Raw genomic sequence first — 18,555 nt, forward strand, 5'->3', positions numbered from 1 at the left:
GGGCCGGGTCGTCGTCCCGCTGTCGGCGCCTTCGACGGTGACCGTGAGTCCCACGGCCACGTTGCCGTCGTCTTGGTGGTGTCAGGCCAGAGTCCCGTGGTCACGGTGAGCGTCGGATCAGGAGGACCCCCTGGTCTTCAGGGGTGCGGGACGCCCCAGGGGATACGGCTGGGCGTAGATGTCACCCGGTCCGGAGGGCGCACACGGCTGAGCCGGGCGAGACTGGCGCCATGATCTCCGTACCGATCCCCACCCTGACCCTGCCCGGCGGGCAGATCCCGGTCGTCGGCCTCGGCACGTGGCAGTCGGAGGGCGGAGCGGCCGAACGCGCCGTCAGCGCCGCCCTCCAGCTGGGCTACCGCCACATCGACACGGCCACCGGCTACGGCAACGAGTCCGAGGTCGGCCGCGCGCTCGCCACCGTCGGGATCGACCGGGACGACGTCTTCGTCACGACGAAGCTCCCGCCGGACCACGCCGGCCGGGCACGGCGGACGCTGACCGAGTCGCTCGCGGCGCTGGGCACCGACCACCTGGACCTCTGGCTGATCCACTGGCCTCCGGGCCGCAGGGCGGCGCCCGAGACGTGGCAGGTGTTCCGCGAGGTGCGCGACGAGGGGCTGGTCCGGTCGATCGGCGTCTCCAACTACTCGATCGCGCAGATCGACGAGCTGATCGAGGCGACCGGTGAGGCGCCCGCCGTGAACCAGATCCCGTACAGCCCGCGGGACCACGACCCGGACCTGCTGGCGGCCCACCGGGAGCGGGGCGTCGTCGTGGAGGGCTACAGCCCCCTCAAGCGCACGAACCTCGAGTCGGCCGCGATCGTGGAGGCCGCCGACGCGCACGACGTGACGCCGGCGCAGGTCGTGCTGCGCTGGCACATCCAGCACGACGTGGTGGTCATCCCGAAGTCGACCACGCAGGCGAGGATCGCGAGCAACCTCGACGTGGTCGGGTTCGAGCTGACGCCCGAGCAGATGGCGGCCATCGACGCGGTGCGCTGAGCGGTCGGGGGCGGGCCCGCCCCCCCCGGTCGCGCAGGGCGGACGGCACGCGGTCGCCGAAGGTGGCGAAGAACTCCTCGGTGAGGTCGGCCTCGCGCGCCCACGAGTCGGCGTCGACCTCGAACAGCTGCGCGAGCGCGCCGGGGGAGAGGTCGAGCCCGTCGGTGTCCAGCGCGTCCGGCGCGGGCAGCAGACCCACGGGGCTGCGGACGGCGCCGACGTCGGTGCGCAGCCCGCGCGCGCGGTCGACCTGCTCGACCATCCACGCCAGGACGCGCGAGTTCTCGCCGAAACCGGGCCAGAGGAACCGGCCGTCGGCGTCCTTGCGGAACCAGTTCACCTGGAAGACGAGGGGGCGTCGCGCCGGGTCGAGCGTGGCCCCGACGCGCAGCCAGTGCGCCCAGTGGTCGGCCATGTCGTAGCCGCAGAAGGGCATCATCGCGAACGGGTCCCGGCGCAGCTCGCCGACCAGCCCCTCCGCCGCGGCGGTGCGCTCCGAGGAGATCGTCGCGCCCATGAACACGCCGTGCTCCCAGCTCTCCGCCTGGGCGACGAGGGGCACGTTGGTGGCCCGGCGGCCGCCGAAGACGATGGCGTCGAGCGGCACGCCCTCGGGGTCGTCCCAGCCGTCCGCGATCGTCGGGCACTGGGCTGCCGCGACCGTGAACCGGGAGTTCGGGTGGGCGGCCGGCTCCGCCGAGGCGGGGGTCCAGTCGCGCCCCCGCCAGTCGGTGAGGTGCGCGGGAGGGGTGTCCGTCAGCCCCTCCCACCACACGTCACCGTCCGGGGTGAGCGCGACGTTGGTGAAGATCGTGTCGTGGCCGAGCGTCTCGACGGCCGCGGGGTTGGTGCTGACTCCCGTGCCCGGGGCGACGCCGAAGAACCCCGCCTCCGGGTTGATGGCGCGCAGCGAGCCGTCGGGCCCGCGCCGCAGCCACGCGATGTCGTCGCCGATCGTCTCGACGCGCCAGCCCGGGAGCGTCGGCCGCAGCATCGCGAGGTTCGTCTTGCCGCAGGCCGAGGGGAACGCGGCGGCGACGTGGTACCGGCGGCCCTGCGGCGACGTCAGCCGGACGAGCAGCATGTGCTCGGCGAGCCAGCCCTCGTCGCGCCCCATGACCGACGCGATCCGCAGCGCGAAGCACTTCTTGCCGAGCAGCGCGTTGCCGCCGTAGCCCGAGCCGTACGACCAGATCTCGCGCGTCTCGGGGAAGTGCGAGATGTACTTCGTCGTGCTGCAGGGCCAGGGCACGTCGACGTCGCCGGTGCTCAGCGGAGCGCCGACCGAGTGCACCGCCGGGACGAACGGTGCGCCCGCCTCGATGAGATCGAGGACGGAGCGGCCCACGCGCGTCATGACGTGCATGCTGACGACGGCGTACGGCGAGTCGGTGAGCTGCACGCCGGCGTGGGACAGGGGGCCTCCGACGGGTCCCATGGAGAAGGGCACCACGTACATCGTCCGGCCCCGCATGCTGCCGGCGAACACCGCGTCCAGCTCCGCGCGCATGGCCGAGGGCTCGCGCCAGTTGTTGGTCGGACCCGCGTCGGCCTGGTCGACCGAGCAGATGAACGTGCGCGACTCGACCCGCGCGACGTCGTCGGGGTCGGAGCGCGCCAGGTAGCTGCCGGGGCGCAGGCTCGGGTCGAGCGGCAGGAGCGTCCCTGTGCGCACCATCTGGGCCACGAGCGCGCGCCGCTCGTCGTCCGACCCGTCGCACCAGACGACCGCGTCGGGCTCCGTGAGCTCGGCGACGGCGTCGACCCAGGCGTGGACGTCTCCCTGCACGGCGACCGCCGTGACGTCGGCGAGCGTACGGGCGGGGGTCGTGGTGGGCGCCTCGATGAGCGTCGTCATGGTGCTAGTTCTCCTTCGCGGTGATGCGGGTACAGCCATCGTGTGGTCAAGGCACGGCGATCCACGGGGAACATAGGCTGTCAAGTTTCACGCTTCTTGACATAGAGTCACGTTGTGGCCGCACAGGACAGGGATCGCGACGACGCCGGGTCGAACGGTGCCCCCGACGCGCTGACCCTCGGGCGCCGCCTGCGGCACCTGCGCACGGCGCGCGGGCTGACGCTCGACGACCTCGGCCGCCGGGTCGGCGTGACGCCGAGCCTGCTGTCCCTGTTCGAGAACGGCCGCCGCGAGCCCCGCCTCGCGCTGCTGCGCACCCTCGCCGACGAGCTCGACGTGACCGTGGCCGACCTGCTGGACCCCGAGCCGCCGTCGCGACGGGCCGCGCTCGAGATCGCGCTCGACCGCGCGCAGCGGTCAGCCGGCTTCGAGCGCCTCTCCCTGCCGACCGTCCGGCCGGGTCGGTCCTTGCCCCTGCCCGTGCTCGAGCAGATCGTCGGGCTGCACGCCGAGCTCGCCCGGCGCGACCTCGAGGCCGTCGCGACCCCCGAGGAGGCGCGCCGTGCGAACACGCAGATCCGCCTCGAGCGGCAGCGGCGGGACAACTACCTGCCCGAGATCGAGCGGCTCGCGGAGACCATGGCGCGCAAGGCCGGGTACACGGCGGGGGCGCTCACGCACCGGGCGGTGTCCCGGATGGCCGAGCAGCTCGGGTTCGCGATCATCCACGTGGACGACCTGCCGGCCTCGACGCGGACTGTCACCGACCTCGCGCACGGCCGGGTGTACCTGCCGCCGGCCTCGACGCCCGGTGGCCACGGGCTGCGCTCGCTCGCGCTGCAGGCCATCGCGCACCGCGTGCTCGGGCACGAACGGCCGACGTCGTACGACGACTTCCTGCGCCAGCGCATGGAGACCACCTACTTCGCGTCCTGCTGCCTCATGCCCGAGTCGGCCGCGGTGGAGCACCTCCAGCAGCACAAGAAGGAGAAGGACCTCGCCATCGAGGACCTGCGGGACGCGTTCGGCGTGACGCACGAGGCGGCGGCGCAGCGGTTCACCAGCCTGGCGACGCACCACCTCGGCATCCCGGTGCACTTCGTGCGGATCGGCGGGGACGGGGCGATCTACCGCGCGTACGCGAACGACGGCCTGCCGCTGCCCACGGACGTGACCGGGGCGATCGAGGGTCAGCTCGTCTGCCGGAGCTGGGGGGTGCGGCGCGCGCTGACCCGCCGCGACCGCACCTCGGAGTCGTACCAGTACACCGACACGCCCGAGGGCACGTTCTGGTGCTCGACGCAGACGGGCTCGGGCACCACCGGCCAGCTCGCGCTCGCCGTCGGCGTGCCGTTCGCGTCGGCGACGTGGTTCCGCGGGCGCGACACGACGGTCCGCCACCAGTCGACCTGCCCGGACGAGGCGTGCTGCCGCCGTCCGCCGGCCACGGCCTCCGCCCGCTGGCAGGACGCGTCGTGGCCCAGCGCCCGGATCCACCAGCAGGTGTTCACCGCGCTGCCCACCGGGGCGTTCCCGGGCGTGGACGCGCGCGAGGTGTACGCGTTCCTCGACCGGCACGCGCCGCCGACGTCGGACGAGGCGGTCGACGGCTAGGCCGACGGGCCGTTCACCCGCCGCATCTCGTCGGCGAGCGCGGGGTTGGTGGGCTCGAGCTGGGTGATCACGTTCTGCACCACCCCGGGCGCCTTGTTCTGGCTCAGCTTCGCCCGGGCGTCGAACCGGGTGACCCGCAGGCGCAGGCCGACGGTGCCCTTCGCCGTGCGTCGGGTGCCGGCCTCGTCCTCGCTCAGGCTGCGGCCGCCCGGGTGGTGCTGCTCGAAGTGGTCGGTGAGCAGCGAGAGCATCGCGTAGTTCTCGTCGTCGGACAGGATCTCGGGCGTGCCGTACAGGTGCGCGGTGACGTGGTTCCAGGTGGGGACCAGGTCGCCGGGCGCGTACCAGCTGGGGGAGACGTAGTCGTGCGGCCCCTGCACGATGACGAGGATCTCGTGCCGCCCGAGCTCGTGCAGGACGTCGTCGGGCCGGCCGAAGTGGCTGACGATCGTGAGGCCGTCGCCGTCCTCGACCAGCGCGGGGTAGTGGGACGCGACCAGCCCGGTCGACGCCGGCGAGACGAAGGTCGCCCACGGGTTCTGCCGGACGAGGCGCTTCACCTCCTCCGGGTCGGTCATCAGGTAGCGCGGCGTATGGCGCATCAACGGCTCCCGTCGTGGTGGGGTGCCGACCGCGGGACCCATCGGGCGCCGAGCTCGGCAGCGGTCGGCGCGCCGGCGGGCAGGGGAGCGGCGTCGGGCGCGGGGCGCAGGCCCTGCAGCTGCAGCTCGACGTAGCGGCGCCGGAGGGCTGCGGTGCGGTCGGCGTCGCCGAGCCGGAGCGCGGTCAGCTGCTCCCAGATCATCGCGAGGTCCTGCGGGTCGGCGTCGGCGCGCACGACGCCGGCGGCCTGCGCGGCAGCCAGGATGTCACGGCCGAGCCGGCCGGCCTCGTCGGCCAGGCGGCGGTGCTCGTCGGACGGCGTGAACAGCCCGGCCAGGTTGACGGTCAGGCCGTGCACGTCGGCGGCGACGATGCCGCGGACGAACTCGGCGAACGTGTCCCACGGGTCGTCGAGCTCCTGCGCGGCCCGCGCGACCACGAGGTACTCCGCCAGCCCGTCGAGGCAGAGCTGCGCGAGCAGCGCCTCCTTGCTGGGGTAGCGGCGGTAGAGCGCGCTGATGCCGACGCCGGCGGCCTGCGCGACGGCCGCGACGGGGGCGGTCGGGTCGCCCGTCAGCACCTCGCGGGCCGCCGCGAGGATCGTGACGTCGTTGCGGGCCGCCTGACCGCGCCGACCGCTCAAGGCCTCCATGAGGCTCACGGTAGCACTTGAACGGAACGGATCATTCCGCTACGCTCGGACCTAACGGAATGAATCATTCCGTTCCGACGATGGAGGCGACGACATGAGCACCGGATTCGACGTCCTGGACCGCGCGCACACCGCGCTGCGCACCACGGCCGCGGCCTTGACCACTGGGGACCTGCGCCGCGCGACGCCGTGCGCGGAGTGGGACGTGGCGCAGGTGCTGCAGCACGCGGCCGGTGACCAGCGCGCGTACGCGTACTTCCTGACGGGTTCCGACGGACCGACGGGGGACCCGTTCGCCCCCGACGGCGTCCTCGTCGTGCCACCGCTCGAGCTCGTCGGTCCGGCGATCGACGCCACCGCGCGCGCGTACGCCGGGGTCGACCCGGAGGGCACGGCGCCCACACCCCTGCCGCAGGGCGTCCTGCCCGCCCGGACCGCGGCCGGCGCGGCCGCGCTCGACGCCGCCGTCCACGCGTGGGACCTCGCCGTCGCGGCGGGCCTCCCGTCGCCGCTCGACGACGAGCTCGCGGCCCTGATCCTGCCCACGGCACGCGCACTGGTGGAGCCCTTGCGGCAGTGGGGTGCCTACGCGGCCGAGCTCCCCGTGGGCCACGACGGCCCGGCCGGCGAGCTCCTGCGCTACCTCGGGCGGGACCCGCGGTGGACGCCAGCCGGGTGAGACCGCGGACGGAGACGGCGACCGTCCGATATGTGAGATGCCTTGACAGCATATGGACGCGGTCGCACACTCGACGCATGTCCATCGCCCGCACCGTGCCTGTGCTCCCGCTTCGCGCGGGATCCGTCGACGTCGCGTCGACGCGCCGGTGTCTCTGTCGAATGTGTCGCTGACGACCCAGTCGTAGCCGGTCCCCGCAGCTCCGAAGAGAGCTCCCCGCAGGCGTTCCGCCTGGTCCGAGGGTCGGGATCAGTCCCGCCGCACCGCGGCGCAGCCCGTCACCGCCCGCCGTCCGGCGTCGGTGCACGGACCACACAGTGGCCAGCGTGACCATCGATGGAGCTTGACGTGCCGAACCGTACCCGTATCGATCTGCTTCCCATCCAGGAGGCCGTCGCCGCCGCCTCGCCGAGCGCATGGCGCGACGGTCTCGTCGTGGCGCAGGAGGCCGGCGCGATCACCGTCGCGCTCCTGGACGGCCAGGTGGCCGTGCTCGCCACCCGTGCCGCCCCGGCGCTCGGCGAGCCCGTCGCCGTGCACCTGGTGGCCGAGGTCGTCGCTCTGGGGGGCGCGTGGTACGCGGCGCGCCCCGTGATCGGCTAGGCCGTCTGCATCGAGGCCATCGCGGCCCTGCACGCGTCGACCATGGCCGTGCACGCCGCGGCGCAGATGCGGCAGTGCTCCGACGTGTCGGCGTGCATGGAGCACTCCGCCGCGCAGGCCTCGCCCATCGTCATGCAGGCCGTCATCATCGAGGTCATGACGCCCATGTCGTAGCCGTTCGGGCGCATCATCATCCGCATCATCGTCATGGCGACGTCTGCGGTGTTCATACACATGGACGCACATCGGCCCATGCCCTCGCTGCCGTCGGCGTCCGCGCACATCGTGGCCGCCATCGAGGCCGCCGAGCACGCCTCGATGCAGTCCTGCATCATCGGCATCTCCATGCCCGTCATGCCCTTCGGCATGGACTTCATCATGTCCGCCATCATGCTCATGGTTGGTCTCCGCTCTCGTCGCCACCCCGGAAATCCTTCCCTTGCGACGGTACGCCGGGCGCTCGGCGCGGCGCCACGGTCCAGGCGGTCCCATCGGGAGTCGTCGCGGACGCAGCCGCGGCCTCCTAAGGTCGTTTCCGGACGGAAGGCGTCCGGAAACGAGGGGCGATGAGCGGCGACCAGAACCCGACCGCGCGGGCGCTCACCACGCTCGAGCTGATCCAGGCGAGCCCCGGGATCACCGCGGAACGGATCGCGGACACGCTCGGCGTCTCGGAGCGGGCGGCCCGGCGCTACGTCGGCAACCTGCGCGACGCCGACATCCCGATCGTCTCGGAGCGAGGCCCCTACGGCGGCTACCGGGTGGGCCGGGGCCTGCGGCCGCCCCCGCTCCTGTTCACGGCACCGGAGGCGTTGGCGCTGGTCATGGCGGTGCTGGACGGGCACCACGACCTCGACGACCCGACCGAGCCGGTGGGCACGGCCATCAGCAAGATCCTGCGCTCGCTGCCCGAGKCGGTCGCGGCGCCGGTCCGGGCGGTCCGGGACGTCGCCGCACCCGCGCCCGACCGGGCGGCCGCGCGTCCGGACCCCGGTACCGCGACGACCCTCGTGCAGGCGTGCGCCGGGCACCGCCGCGTCCGGGTGGCGTACCGGTCCGAGAGCGGCAACGCCTGGGACACCGAGGTCGAACCGTGGGCGGTCGTCGTTCGGCACGGCCGCTGGTACCTGCTGTGCCACTCGGTCGCCTCCGACGCCCGCCGCGCGTACCGCGTGGACCGGGTGGAGCGCGTCGACGTCCTGGACGCGACGTTCGTCCCGCCCGTCGACCTCGACCCGGTGGCCGAGCTCGAGGCACACCTGGCGACGGGGTGGGAGTTCGCCGTCGACGTCGTCGTCCAGGCCCCGGCGCACCGGGCGCAGCACTGGCTCCCGCGGGGTCTCGGCCGGCTCGAGCCGGTGGACGGGTCGTCGTGCCGCCTGGTGGGCACGACGAGCAACCCCTACTGGTACGCCGAGCGGCTCGCGTCGGTGCCCGTCGACTACCGGGTGCTCGGTGGACCGGAGCTGCTGGCGACCGTCCGGTCGCTGGGCCGACGGATGCTGGCGGCCACCGAGGAGGCCGCCGGCACCGTCGTCACCACTCCCGGATCCAGCTGAGCGGCGTCCCCGAGACCGGCCGCCAGTCCAGCGGCGGGTCCTCGCCGACGCGACCGTCCACCACCTCGCGGAGCAGGTCGGCGTGGCCGGTGTGGCGGCCGTACTCCTCGATGAGGTCGAACAGCAGCCGTCGCAGGATGGCGTGGTTGCCGTCGTCGTCGCCGTCGTGGACCTGCTGGTCCAGGCCGCCGTTCTCGAGGGCCTCGGCGAGCCGGTCGCGCGACCGGGCCACCGCCTCGTCCCACGCGGCGTAGAGCTGCTCGGGTGTGTCGTCGACGGCCGACAGGAGCTCGGTGTCGTTCTCGCCCCACGTCTCCGGCCGCCACATCTCGCCGGGGTGCTGGCCCGCGAGCTTCCACCGGAACGTGGTGTCCTCCACCGCGGCGAGGTGCTTGAGCAGGCCGCCGAGCGTGAGGGCGGAGACGCCGATGTGCTGTGCGAGGCCGGCGCTGTCGAGTCCGTCGGCCTTCCAGCGGAACGTCGTGCGGAGCCGGTCGAGGGCGCCGACGAGGTGGTCGAGCTCGGTGCCCGCGAGGGGCGGCATCCAGGGTGCGATCTTGGTCATGGGCGTGACGCTAGGACCGGTTCCGGACGATCTGCGTCCGGAACCTCCCGCGGTTTCCTCAGCTTTCCGTGGTTCCCGCCGGGTTGTCGTCGCCGGCCAGGTACGTGCCGTGACCCTCGACGACGAGCCCGTCCGTGAACACCAGGACCTCGTCGACCACGTTGCCGCGCTGGTTGCGGTAGCTGATGACCAGCACGCTCACGCCGGCGAACACGCGCTCGACGGTGAAGTGCAGGTCGGGGATCCGTCGCAACCCCTCGGTCCAGTACGCGCGCAGGGCGTCCTTGCCCCGCAGGACGCCTCCGGACTCCGGAACGATCCGGGCGGCGACCGGCGAGGTGAACACCACGTGGTCGGCGAAGTGGTCCAGCAGGGCGTCGAGGTCATGCGCGTTCCAGGCGGCGGCCCAGGCGGCGCTGAAGGTCGCGGGGTCGGGCACGGTCATGGCAGGGCGCCCTCGTCGACCGTGGCTGCCCAGCTGGCCAGCACCTTGAGCGCGTCGGCCGTGGAGCTGTCCGCCGCCGCCGTGTAGACGAGCATCGTCAGCCCCGGGTCCGCGGGCAGCTGCAGCGTGTCGTAGTCGAGCTCGAGGCGACCCACGACCGGGTGGTTGATCAGCTTGGTCCCGCCGCGGTGCAGGTGCACGTCGTGGGTGGCCCAGCGGGTGCGGAAGTCCTCGCTGCGGGTGGAGAGCTCGCCCACCAGGTCGGACAGCGCACGGTCGTACGGGTGCCGGCCGGCCTCGGCGCGCAGGATGCCGACGGTGTCGTTCGCCGCGCGCTCCCACTCGATCCAGAAGTCCTTGGCCTGCGGGTCGAGGAACGCGAACCGGGCGTGGTTCGCCGGGCGCGCGGGATCGCGGTACACCGGGGAGTACAGGGCGCGGCCGAGGGCGTTGCTGGCGAGGATGTCCAGCCGGTCGTTGCGGACGACGGCCGGCGCCCCGATCATCGCGTCCAGCATCGCCTGGACGCTCGGGCGCACGTGCCGCGCCGCCGGGCGCCGTCGGGCCCGGGCGGGCTGCGGCCCGGCGGTCCGCGCCAGGTCGAACAGGTGGGTGCGCTCCGCCTCGTCGAGCTGCAGGGCGCCGGCCAGGGCGTCGAGCACGCCCTCCGAGACCCCGCCGAGGTTCCCGCGCTCGAGGCGCGTGTAGTAGTCGACGCTCACGCCGGCGAGCATCGCGACCTCCTCGCGGCGCAGCCCCGGGACGCGCCGGTGGGTGCCGTAGACCGGCATGCCGGCCCGCTGGGGCGTGATCCTGGCGCGCCGGGAGGCCAGGAAGTCCCGGACCTCGTCGCGGTTGTCCATGGGACCGACCGTACGGCGCGAGCCGCCCGGGAGGCAGGTCCTGCCAGTACCTGGAACGGCACGGCCGCCGCGGTTTCGCCCGCACCCGGCGTGCGGGCGCCGTCGTCTCCGCCTAGCGTCGGGCGACGTGCTGCCAGATGCGGGGTCACCCCCGGACGCGTCGGGCGAGGTCGAGGAGCCTCGCCCGGTCCTCGACGGTCGGTACCGGCTCGACGACGTCCTCGGCCGCGGCGGCATGGCGACGGTGCACCGCGCCCACGACCTCCTGCTCGAGCGGGACGTCGCCGTCAAGGTGTTCCCCGCCGTGCACGAGGATGCCGACGACCTCCTGCGCAACCGCGCCGAGATCCGCGTGCTGGCCACCCTGAGCCACCCGGGCCTGGTCACCCTGCACGACGCGGGCACGGTCCACGGCGACGACCGCTCGCAGCAGGTGTACCTCGTCATGGAGCTGGTCGCCGGCCCGACGCTCGCCGAGCGCCTGCGGCGCGGGACCCTGAGCGACGCGCAGGTCGCGGTGGTCGGCAGGGACGTGGCCGAGGCGCTGGCGGTGGTGCACGCGCAGGACATCGTCCACCGCGACATCAAGCCGGCCAACGTCCTGCTGACCAGGCCCGACGCGCTCGACGACGACGCCCCGACGGGCCACGCGGTCAAGCTGGCCGACTTCGGCATCGCCCGGCTGGCCGGCGCCACCCGGCTGACGATGACCGGCATGACGCTCGGCACCGTGCACTACCTGAGCCCGGAGCAGGCGACCGGCACCGCACTCGGACCGGCCAGCGACGTGTACGCGCTGGGCCTGGTGCTCATCGAGTGCGCGACCGGCCGCGCGGCCTTCACGGGCACGCCCGCCGAGGTCGCGACCGCCCGCCTGACCTCCGTCCCGGTGGTGCCCGCCGAGCTCCGGCCGGAGCTGGGCGACCTGCTCGCGCGGATGACGCGCCTGTCGCCCGACGATCGACCCACCGCGGACGAGGTCGCGGCCGGCCTCGCCGCGCTCGTGGGCCCGACCTCCGGCGAGACCCTCGTGCTCCCCGTGGCCGAGCCCACGGCCGAGGGCGTGGCCGAGCCCACGTCCGAGCGCGTGGCCCCCACCGCACAGGGCCCCGCCGACGAGGCGGCCGATCGCGCCGCCGATCCTGCGACCCAGGAGCTGCCGCCGACGGTCGCCGCACCCGCGGCGCCGGTGGGGTGGCGGGCGCGCGTCCGCTCGGCCCGCTGGGCTGTCGCCGCCGGGGCGGTGGCGCTGGTGGCCGGCGGCGCCGTTCTCGTCGGGCACCTGGCATCGGACGGCACCGAGCCGTCCGTCGCCCCGACCTACCCGGCCGTCCCGGGGACGATCGGCGAGGCGCTGACCCAGCTGCAAGAGAGCGTCGAGCCGTGAGGCGGCCCATCGCCCTGGTGCTCGGTGCCGGCCTGCTGCTCGCGGGGTGCGGCACCAGCCCCGACCTGGCCCCCGACCGGGCGCACACCCTCCAGGAGACGGTCCTCGCCGTCAGCCAGGCGGCGAGCGAGGCGCGCTGGGCCGACGCGTTGGTCCTGCTCGACGAGGCCCGGACCGAGCTCGACGCCGGGGCCGACGCCGGCGAGGTCTCGACCGCGCGCTACCGGGAGGTCGACGCCGCCCTCGAGCGGGTCGAGGCCGAGATCACGGCCGAGCAGGCCCGGATAGCGGCCGAGCAGGCGGCCGCCGAGCAGGCCGCGGCGGAGGCGTCGGCGGCGGCGACGGAACCCGCACCGGCACCGGCTGCCCCTCCGGCCAAGGGCAACGACAAGGACAAGGGCCCGGGCAAGGGCAAGGGCGGGAAGTAGCCCCGCCGGGATCAGGAGCTGCGCAGCCAGCGCGCCGCCGCCGCGGTCTCGCCCACGCCCACCGCGACGAAGACCCACTGCACGGGCGACGTCCAGCCGATGAGGGGCAGCTGCGCGAGCACCCACCCCGTGAGCACGAGGCCGGCGGCCAGCCCGGCCTGGGCGGCGCGCGGGTGCCGGCGCAGCCCGAGGACCAGGGCCGCGCCCTGCGGCACCGCGATGCACAGCCCGAGCGCGGCGGCGGGGAGCACGGGCGCGTCGACGATCGGGAGCTGGTCCACCAAGGGCGCGAACTGTCCGGAGAGGAACCCCTGCACGCCGGCGACCGCGCCGACCGTGGTGAACCCCTCGAGCGCGAGCGTCCAGCGGCGGGCGCCCGGCCCCGTCACGGCACCAGGAGGAGGGCCGGGGACCCCAGCTCGTCCGGGCACGCCTGCAGCAGCCGGTCCGCCAGGTGCCGCAAGGCCCGTGCGGCCGCCACCTCGGTGCCGACCTCGGGCGCGTCGACGTCGTACGCGCTGAACCGCGCACGGCCGTAGCCGTCGAGCGTCGCGCCGGTCGACGTGGTGAGGACGGCGTGGGCGCTGGTGGTCAGGTCGTCGGCGGCGTCCATGAGGTGGATCGCCACGGTCCAGGTCTCGGTCACGGCTCGGCTCCTTCGTCGTCGTCGTCGTCGTCGTCGCACTCCAGCCTGCGCCGGACCCCGAGCAGCGACCAGGGCACAAGGTCCTGAGGATCAGGGGGACGATCCGGGCGATCACCGATGCGCGCGAGGGGTCCCCGGTCGCATCCTGGTGGTGCCCGGTCATCGAGGCCGGCACGAGAGGAGCACGACATGGGCACCATCCACGACGGCATGGCTCGCGAGGGCCTGGTCCGGCCGATCGACGGCCGTGTGCTGGGCGGCGTCTGCGCCGGGCTGGGCCGGCGGTTCGGCATCGACCCCTGGTTGGCACGGCTCCTGTTCGTGCTGATCCTGTTCGTCGTCCCGGGCAGCCAGCTGCTCGTCTACCCGATCCTGTGGATCCTGATGCCGACCGAGCGCTGGGTCCCGGCGCAGGGCCCGACGACCGGTCCGGCGGGCTCGGGGGCGTGACGTCCAGCGTCCTGCTCCACGTCCCGCACAGCTCGCGCGCGGTCCCCGCCGACGTCCGGGCGGGGATCGTGCTGTCGGACGTCGACCTCGAGCGCGAGCTCGACCGGATGACCGACTCGCTCACCGACGAGCTCGCGCTGGCCGTGTCGGGGGACGTCGTCGTCGCGCCCGTCTCGCGGCTGGTCGTCGACGTCGAGCGTTTCCCCGACGCGCGCGAGGCGATGAACGAGGTCGGCATGGGCGCGGTCTACACGCGGACGCACGACGGCCGGGTGCTGCGGGAGGCGGTGGACCCGACGCTGCTCGACAGGTACTTCCACCCGCACGCCGCCGCCGTGACGGCCCGCGTGGGCCGGCTGCTCGCCGAGCACGGTCGGGCCGTGGTGCTCGACCTGCACTCGTACCCGACCGTCCGCCTGCCGTACGAGCGGGCCGCCGCCGACGCCCCCCGCCCGCAGGTCTGCCTCGGCACGGACCCCGTCCACACGCCGGCCTGGCTCGTCGACGCCGGCCGCGCCGCGTTCGACGGCTGGGAGGTCGCGCTCGACTCCCCGTTCGCGGGGACCTACGTGCCGCTCGCACACCACGGCACGGACCCGCGGGTGGTCTCGCTCATGATCGAGCTCCGGCGCGACACGTACCTGGACGAGACGACCGTGCAGGCCACGGGAGGGTTCGACCAAGTGGTGGCGGGGCTCGCCCGCCTGGTCGACGGCCTCGCGAGCCGCTGAGTTACACCGTGGACGAGAGGTGCCGAGGCCGGCGCTGCGACGGGAGCAGCAGACCCGTCGGGGCCGGGACGACCTTCTCCAGCTCGTCGACGAGCGCGCGCCAGCACCGCTCGGCCTGGCGCATCTGCGTCGACACCGTCTCCGGGGCCACGTGGCCCACGATCCCGGCGCCGTCCGCGGCGTCGAGGGCGTCGAGCGCGCGCTCGACGGTCTGGCGGGCCGCGCGGTAGTTCGTCGTGTCCCGCGCGGCGGGCGGCGTCATGACCTCGAGCGCGGCGGCGGCGTCGTCGAACAGCGAACGCACCAGCGCGACCGCGTGGGGGCGGTCGCCCATGGGCATCCGGGCGGCGGCGTCGGCGACCGCGCTGACCAGGGTCGACTGGGCGAGCCGCTCGACCGTGGACCGCAGCGCGTCGGGGTCCAGCTGGATGGCGAGCAGGAGCACGACCGTCCGGCCCAGCAGGGTCTCCGACCGCATCCGCGCGGTCCGGCGGCGCTCGGCCGCCACGCGGGCCTCGTTCTCGGCGCGCAGCACCTCGGCGTGGGCCTCGCGCTCCCGCCGCTCGGCCGCCTGGCGGGCCGCCGTCGCGCGCCGCGCCACCAGCTCCGTAGCCACGCGCACGTGCTGCTCGCTCTCGGCCTGCCCGCGGTGCACGAGCTCGACCGCGCACTGGTTCACGGGGGCCGCGAACCCGGTGTCCGTGTACCCGAAGAGCGCGATGCGGTGCTCCTCGGCCCAGAGCACCGACGTCTTGGTGTACCCGGAGCGGGAGTAGAAGACGGCGACCGAGGCGCCGGCGGCCGCCCGCAGGTCCTCGAGGTCGTCACGGCCGACGGGGCTGCGCCGGTGCTCGACGCGGGCGGCGAAGTCGGCGCCGATGAGGTCCAGGTCGGTGGTGGTGCCGGTGGGCGTGACGCGGACGTCGGTGCGCGCGAGGACGGTGCGCGCGTGCCGCTCGGCAAAGCGCTCCGCATCCCGCCACTGCGGGTCCTTGCCCGCTACGCTCACGTCCACCTCCTCGGTCCGGCCCCGGAACTGGCCCTTCTGTGCCCGGGAGTCTCAGACGCCGACGTCGACGCTATTGACCGTCGTGGGGTGCGGACTCCTCCATCCGAGTGACCCCGCCGGCGCAAACACGCGATCCGACGACACCCCCGGACGAATCGACCGGGTGAATTCCGCCTTCCCGGTGCAACGCACGGTTGCCCCACGACAACCGTTCACCCGTTCGGCTGCCAGCCCGTCCAGTGGTGCACGCGTGCGCGGATGACGGGACCCTGCGACGGCACCTCGCGGTACGGCGCGTAGCGCTCCTGCAGGGCCGCGAGCTCGGCGGGTGCGGGCGGCCCGTCGAGAACCTCGGCCGTCGCGTCGGCGCGGACCCACCACAGCCGGGTCCAGTCCGTCGACCAGTGGTCGACGAGGAAGGCCACGCTCGGGTTCTCGCGGATGTTGCGCAGCCTCCGCAGGTCCGTGCTGCGCTTGGGCTTGTGGTCGACGGTCACCACGACGACGTCGCCGAGAAGCGCGAACGTCACCGGGACGAGGTGGGGGCGCAGGTCCGCGCCGGTCGTCGCCAGCACCGCGCGCTCCGCGGCGACGAACCTCGACCGGCACTCGTGCGCGTCCACGGCCACCAGTCTGCGAGGCTGGCGCCATGACGGCACGGTGGCCGGCGTTCGCCCCGGCACTCGATCGCGCGGCGCACCACGCACGGGAGTGGCTCCTGTCCCTCCCGGAGCGGCCCGTCCACCCGACGGCCGACGCCGACCAGCTCGCCGCGGTGCTCGGCGGGCCCCTGCCGGACGGCCCGACCGCGCCCGAGGTCGTCGTCGACGAGCTGGCGGCCGGCATCGAGCCCGGGCTCATGGGGATGCCCTCGGGCCGGTTCTTCGGCTGGGTCATCGGCGGCACGCACCCGGCGGCCCTCGCGGCCGACTGGCTGACCAGCGCGTGGGACCAGAACACGGCCCTGCGGCACGCGACGCCCGGGGTGGTGGCGGTCGAGGAGGCCGCCGGCGCGTGGGCGCTCGACCTGCTCGGGCTGCCCGCGGGTGCCGACGTCGGGTTCGTCACGAGCGCGACCATGGCGAACTTCACCGGCCTGGCCGCCGCGCGTCAGCAGGTGCTCACCGACGTGGGCTGGGACCTCGACCAGGACGGGCTGGCCGGTGCGCCGCGCGTCCGGGTGCTCGTCGGGGCCGAGCGGCACGAGACGGTCGACCTCGCGCTGCGCTACCTGGGGCTCGGCGCGCCCACGATCGTGCCGGCCGACCGGCAGGGCCGCCTGGTCGTCGGCGAGCTCGAACGAGCCCTCGGCGACGGTCCGACCATCGTGTGCCTGCAGGCGGGCAACCTGCACTCCGGCGCGTCCGACCCCATGGCCGACGCCATCGCCGTGGCGCACGCCCGCGGCGCCTGGGTGCACGTCGACGGCGCGTTCGGGCTCTGGGCGGCCGCCTCCCCGCGGCTGCGCGGGCTGCTCGACGGCTACGAGCGGGCCGACTCGTGGGGCACCGACGCGCACAAGACGCTCAACGTGCCGTACGACTGCGGGCTCGCGATCGTCGCGCGGCCCGAGCCGCTGCGCCGGGCCTTCGGCATGCGCGCCGACTACTTCGCGACCTTCCAGGGGGCGGGGGACCCGATGGAGAAGGTGCCCGAGCTGTCACGGCGCGCCCGCGGGGTCCCCGTGTGGGCCGTCCTGCGGTCGCTGGGCCGGTCCGGCGTCGCGGACCTGGTCGACGGCCTCGTCGCGCGCGCCCGCCAGATCGCCGACGGCATCGCCGCGATCGACGGCGCCGAGATCCTCAACGACGTCGTGTTCACGCAGGTCAGCGTCGCGTTCGGCAGCGACGAGCGCACCCGCGAGGTCACCGCGCAAGTGCTGGCCGACGGGGCGACGTGGATGTCCGGGTCCCGCTGGCAGGGCCGGGACGTGCTCCGCGTCTCGGTGAGCAACTGGTCGACCGACGACGAGGACGTCGCCCGCTCGGTCGACGCGGTACGCCGCGCGGCGACCTGACCTCTACGACCGCTCGAGCACCACGCGCCACGGCCGCACCGTGACCGCGAGCACCCCGTCCCGCACCGCCTGGTCGTCCTGCGTCGCCAGCCGCACGGCGTCCTCCAGGGACGCGACGTCGAGGACCGTCATCCCGCTGCCCTCGACGTCCTCGAACGGACCGGCGGCGACGAGCTCGCCGGCGGCGTGCCGCCGCTGGAGGAACGCGTAGTGGCCGGCGATGCCCGGGTGGTCCCCGACGGGCCGGCCGTCGGGGACTGCGGGGCCGCGGACGTGCAGGAGGACGAACCGGCTCATGGCTTCCTCAGTGCTGGTCGGGGTCGACGGGACGCGCGGCCGGAGGCCCCGCCGGCGGGTCGAACGGGTTGCCGGGTCCCGCCGCGAGGGGCTGCACGACCACCGGGGTGCGGAACCGCCGGCTCCAGCGAACCAGGGCGACGACGCCCGCGGCAATCGCTCCGCCGAACGCGAGCCACGGGAGCAGGACGCCGAGGACGATGACGATGCCGGAGACCAGCGAGACGAGCGCGTTCCAGCCGGTGGACAGGCCTTCCACGAAGGACTGCGGGCCGGTCGGGGGCACAGGCGGCGCAGGCGGCTCGACGTACGGCGGCAGGTCGGGGCCGACGAGGGTGACGTGGATGGTCGACAGCGAGACCTGCTCGGCGAGGGCCGACCGCTGGGAGAGCAGCGTCTCGAGGCTGGTCTCGCGCTCGGTCAGCGCGTTCTCGGCCGTGACGATCTCGTCGTGCGTGGTCGCGGTGGCCAGCAGGTTCTCCATGCGGCCGACCGAGAGCTGCATCGCGTGGATGCGGGCGTCGAGGTCCTGCGACGCCGCGGTGACGTCCTTCTTCGCGAGGTTCACCTTGTCGACGTCGCCCAGCTCGCGCAGGGCGACCAGCGTCGGGGTCACGGCGGCGGCGGGGAGCCGGATCGTCAGCGCGGCGGTGCCCACCTCCGTCTCGGTCTGCGCCTGCTCGGCGCGGTCGTCGACCCGGCCGCCGGAATCCTCGGTGAGCCGGACGATCTCGTCGGCGGCGACCCGGGGGTCCTTCACCGACATCGCGACGTCGCCGGTCTGGATCACCTGGCGGTTGGCGTCGGCGTCGTTGGCGGCCGGGGCGACCGAGCCCTCGGCGCTGCCGTCCTGGACGCCGGCGTCGGAGCCGCCGCCCTGGTCCGCGCCGACGGCGCCGCCGTCGGCCTGGCTCTCGGAGTAGCCGGTGTCGGCGGACGAGCCGCTGTCGCCGGCGGAGCAGGCGCTGAGCGTGGCGCCGAGCGCGATGATGCCGACCACCGCCAGGCGGGCGGTGCGGGCGCGGACCTTCGAGCCGGGGCGGGTCGTCGTGGGGTTCATGGCCGTGAACGTAGGGCCGTCGGCGAGACTGTGGGCCGCCTGTGACTCAACTGTGACGGCGTCGGGACCCGCGGCACCGAAT

General features: G+C 74.4%; 23 protein-coding genes. 10 read left to right on the plus strand and 13 right to left on the minus strand.

Going from position 1 to position 18,555, the window contains the following annotated elements:
• Positions 1–230: 230 nt before the first annotated feature.
• Positions 231–1,007: an aldo/keto reductase gene (locus AC1DT4_RS17290; protein ID WP_477091017.1), complete on the plus strand. Its 777-nt coding sequence runs from the start codon at positions 231–233 to the stop codon at positions 1,005–1,007.
• On the opposite strand, the gene AC1DT4_RS17295 is transcribed toward AC1DT4_RS17290, so the two are convergent.
• Entirely contained in the window at positions 904–2,865 is a 1,962-nt protein-coding gene (locus tag AC1DT4_RS17295; RefSeq protein ID WP_477091018.1) for a phosphoenolpyruvate carboxykinase (GTP), read from the minus strand. The two genes, AC1DT4_RS17290 and AC1DT4_RS17295, sit on opposite strands and share 104 nt — an antisense overlap.
• Before the next feature lie 114 nt (positions 2,866–2,979).
• Here AC1DT4_RS17295 and AC1DT4_RS17300 point away from each other — a divergent pair, with 114 nt between their 5' ends.
• Entirely contained in the window at positions 2,980–4,479 is a 1,500-nt protein-coding gene (locus tag AC1DT4_RS17300) for a helix-turn-helix domain-containing protein (RefSeq protein ID WP_477091019.1), read from the plus strand.
• On the opposite strand, the gene AC1DT4_RS17305 is transcribed toward AC1DT4_RS17300, so the two are convergent.
• Both AC1DT4_RS17305 and AC1DT4_RS17310 read right to left on the minus strand, forming a co-directional pair.
• A complete protein-coding gene (locus AC1DT4_RS17305) occupies positions 4,476–5,081 on the minus strand; it encodes an FMN-binding negative transcriptional regulator (protein WP_477091020.1) in 606 nt (201 codons plus the stop codon). The two genes, AC1DT4_RS17300 and AC1DT4_RS17305, sit on opposite strands and share 4 nt — an antisense overlap.
• The gene (locus tag AC1DT4_RS17310; RefSeq protein ID WP_477091021.1) at positions 5,081–5,734 is read right to left on the minus strand and encodes a TetR/AcrR family transcriptional regulator; all 654 of its coding nucleotides are present in this window, start codon (positions 5,732–5,734) and stop codon (positions 5,081–5,083) included. Before AC1DT4_RS17310 ends, AC1DT4_RS17305 begins: the two co-directional genes overlap by 1 nt.
• Positions 5,735–5,828: 94 nt before the next feature.
• Between AC1DT4_RS17310 and AC1DT4_RS17315 the strand changes: the two genes are divergently transcribed.
• Entirely contained in the window at positions 5,829–6,413 is a 585-nt protein-coding gene (locus AC1DT4_RS17315) for a TIGR03086 family metal-binding protein (RefSeq protein WP_477091022.1), read from the plus strand.
• A gap of 348 nt (positions 6,414–6,761) precedes the next feature.
• Complete coding sequence (locus tag AC1DT4_RS17320) at positions 6,762–7,016, plus strand: nuclease (RefSeq protein WP_477091023.1); 255 nt, start codon at positions 6,762–6,764, stop codon at positions 7,014–7,016.
• Here AC1DT4_RS17320 and AC1DT4_RS17325 read toward each other — a convergent pair.
• The gene (locus tag AC1DT4_RS17325) at positions 7,013–7,414 is read right to left on the minus strand and encodes a four-helix bundle copper-binding protein (protein ID WP_477091024.1); all 402 of its coding nucleotides are present in this window, start codon (positions 7,412–7,414) and stop codon (positions 7,013–7,015) included. The genes AC1DT4_RS17320 and AC1DT4_RS17325 overlap by 4 nt on opposite strands.
• Positions 7,415–7,582: 168 nt before the next feature.
• Here AC1DT4_RS17325 and AC1DT4_RS17330 point away from each other — a divergent pair, with 168 nt between their 5' ends.
• A complete protein-coding gene (locus tag AC1DT4_RS17330) occupies positions 7,583–8,575 on the plus strand; it encodes a helix-turn-helix transcriptional regulator (protein WP_477091025.1) in 993 nt (330 codons plus the stop codon).
• On the opposite strand, the gene AC1DT4_RS17335 is transcribed toward AC1DT4_RS17330, so the two are convergent.
• From AC1DT4_RS17335 to AC1DT4_RS17345, 3 genes are read right to left on the minus strand one after another with little or no spacing between them, the layout of a single operon-like run.
• The gene (locus AC1DT4_RS17335) at positions 8,553–9,140 is read right to left on the minus strand and encodes a mycothiol transferase (RefSeq protein WP_477091026.1); all 588 of its coding nucleotides are present in this window, start codon (positions 9,138–9,140) and stop codon (positions 8,553–8,555) included. The genes AC1DT4_RS17330 and AC1DT4_RS17335 overlap by 23 nt on opposite strands.
• A 58-nt stretch (positions 9,141–9,198) precedes the next feature.
• Positions 9,199–9,585 carry a nuclear transport factor 2 family protein gene (locus tag AC1DT4_RS17340; protein WP_477091027.1) on the minus strand — a complete coding sequence of 129 codons (387 nt, stop codon included), beginning with the start codon at positions 9,583–9,585 and terminating at the stop codon, positions 9,199–9,201.
• Complete coding sequence (locus AC1DT4_RS17345) at positions 9,582–10,448, minus strand: helix-turn-helix transcriptional regulator (RefSeq protein ID WP_477091028.1); 867 nt, start codon at positions 10,446–10,448, stop codon at positions 9,582–9,584. Before AC1DT4_RS17345 ends, AC1DT4_RS17340 begins: the two co-directional genes overlap by 4 nt.
• A gap of 127 nt (positions 10,449–10,575) precedes the next feature.
• Between AC1DT4_RS17345 and AC1DT4_RS17350 the strand changes: the two genes are divergently transcribed.
• Both AC1DT4_RS17350 and AC1DT4_RS17355 read left to right on the plus strand, forming a co-directional pair.
• A complete protein-coding gene (locus AC1DT4_RS17350; protein WP_477091029.1) occupies positions 10,576–11,835 on the plus strand; it encodes a serine/threonine-protein kinase in 1,260 nt (419 codons plus the stop codon).
• Positions 11,832–12,263 carry a mucin-associated surface protein gene (locus tag AC1DT4_RS17355; protein ID WP_477091030.1) on the plus strand — a complete coding sequence of 144 codons (432 nt, stop codon included), beginning with the start codon at positions 11,832–11,834 and terminating at the stop codon, positions 12,261–12,263. Before AC1DT4_RS17350 ends, AC1DT4_RS17355 begins: the two co-directional genes overlap by 4 nt.
• Before the next feature lie 11 nt (positions 12,264–12,274).
• Here AC1DT4_RS17355 and AC1DT4_RS17360 read toward each other — a convergent pair whose 3' ends face one another.
• Positions 12,275–12,652 carry a hypothetical protein gene (locus tag AC1DT4_RS17360; RefSeq protein WP_477091031.1) on the minus strand — a complete coding sequence of 126 codons (378 nt, stop codon included), beginning with the start codon at positions 12,650–12,652 and terminating at the stop codon, positions 12,275–12,277.
• Positions 12,649–12,909: a dsRBD fold-containing protein gene (locus AC1DT4_RS17365; RefSeq protein WP_477091032.1), complete on the minus strand. Its 261-nt coding sequence runs from the start codon at positions 12,907–12,909 to the stop codon at positions 12,649–12,651. Before AC1DT4_RS17365 ends, AC1DT4_RS17360 begins: the two co-directional genes overlap by 4 nt.
• Positions 12,910–13,098: 189 nt before the next feature.
• On the opposite strand from AC1DT4_RS17365, the gene AC1DT4_RS17370 reads away from it, so the two are divergent.
• Together AC1DT4_RS17370 and AC1DT4_RS17375 are read left to right on the plus strand one after the other, a co-directional pair.
• Positions 13,099–13,359, plus strand: a complete 261-nt coding sequence (locus AC1DT4_RS17370) for a PspC domain-containing protein (RefSeq protein WP_477091033.1) — start codon at positions 13,099–13,101, stop codon at positions 13,357–13,359.
• Positions 13,356–14,090 (plus strand): N-formylglutamate amidohydrolase, encoded by a 735-nt coding sequence (locus AC1DT4_RS17375; RefSeq protein WP_477091034.1) that lies wholly within the window; start codon positions 13,356–13,358, stop codon positions 14,088–14,090. Before AC1DT4_RS17370 ends, AC1DT4_RS17375 begins: the two co-directional genes overlap by 4 nt.
• A 1-nt stretch (position 14,091) precedes the next feature.
• On the opposite strand, the gene AC1DT4_RS17380 is transcribed toward AC1DT4_RS17375, so the two are convergent.
• A complete protein-coding gene (locus AC1DT4_RS17380; protein WP_477091035.1) occupies positions 14,092–15,099 on the minus strand; it encodes a hypothetical protein in 1,008 nt (335 codons plus the stop codon).
• 212 nt (positions 15,100–15,311) lie between these two features.
• Positions 15,312–15,722, minus strand: a complete 411-nt coding sequence (locus AC1DT4_RS17385; RefSeq protein ID WP_477091036.1) for a TIGR03668 family PPOX class F420-dependent oxidoreductase — start codon at positions 15,720–15,722, stop codon at positions 15,312–15,314.
• Between the two features lie 26 nt (positions 15,723–15,748).
• Here AC1DT4_RS17385 and AC1DT4_RS17390 point away from each other — a divergent pair, with 26 nt between their 5' ends.
• Positions 15,749–17,116 carry a pyridoxal phosphate-dependent decarboxylase family protein gene (locus tag AC1DT4_RS17390; protein WP_477091037.1) on the plus strand — a complete coding sequence of 456 codons (1,368 nt, stop codon included), beginning with the start codon at positions 15,749–15,751 and terminating at the stop codon, positions 17,114–17,116.
• 3 nt (positions 17,117–17,119) lie between these two features.
• Here the strand turns inward: AC1DT4_RS17390 and AC1DT4_RS17395 are convergent, their stop codons facing one another.
• Both AC1DT4_RS17395 and AC1DT4_RS17400 read right to left on the minus strand, forming a co-directional pair.
• Positions 17,120–17,413, minus strand: a complete 294-nt coding sequence (locus tag AC1DT4_RS17395) for a YciI family protein (protein ID WP_477091038.1) — start codon at positions 17,411–17,413, stop codon at positions 17,120–17,122.
• A gap of 7 nt (positions 17,414–17,420) precedes the next feature.
• Positions 17,421–18,473 carry a DUF4349 domain-containing protein gene (locus AC1DT4_RS17400; protein WP_477091039.1) on the minus strand — a complete coding sequence of 351 codons (1,053 nt, stop codon included), beginning with the start codon at positions 18,471–18,473 and terminating at the stop codon, positions 17,421–17,423.
• Between the last annotated feature and the right edge of the window lie 82 nt (positions 18,474–18,555).

The sequence above is a fragment of the Cellulomonas sp. P4_D11 genome, assembly GCF_056401915.1.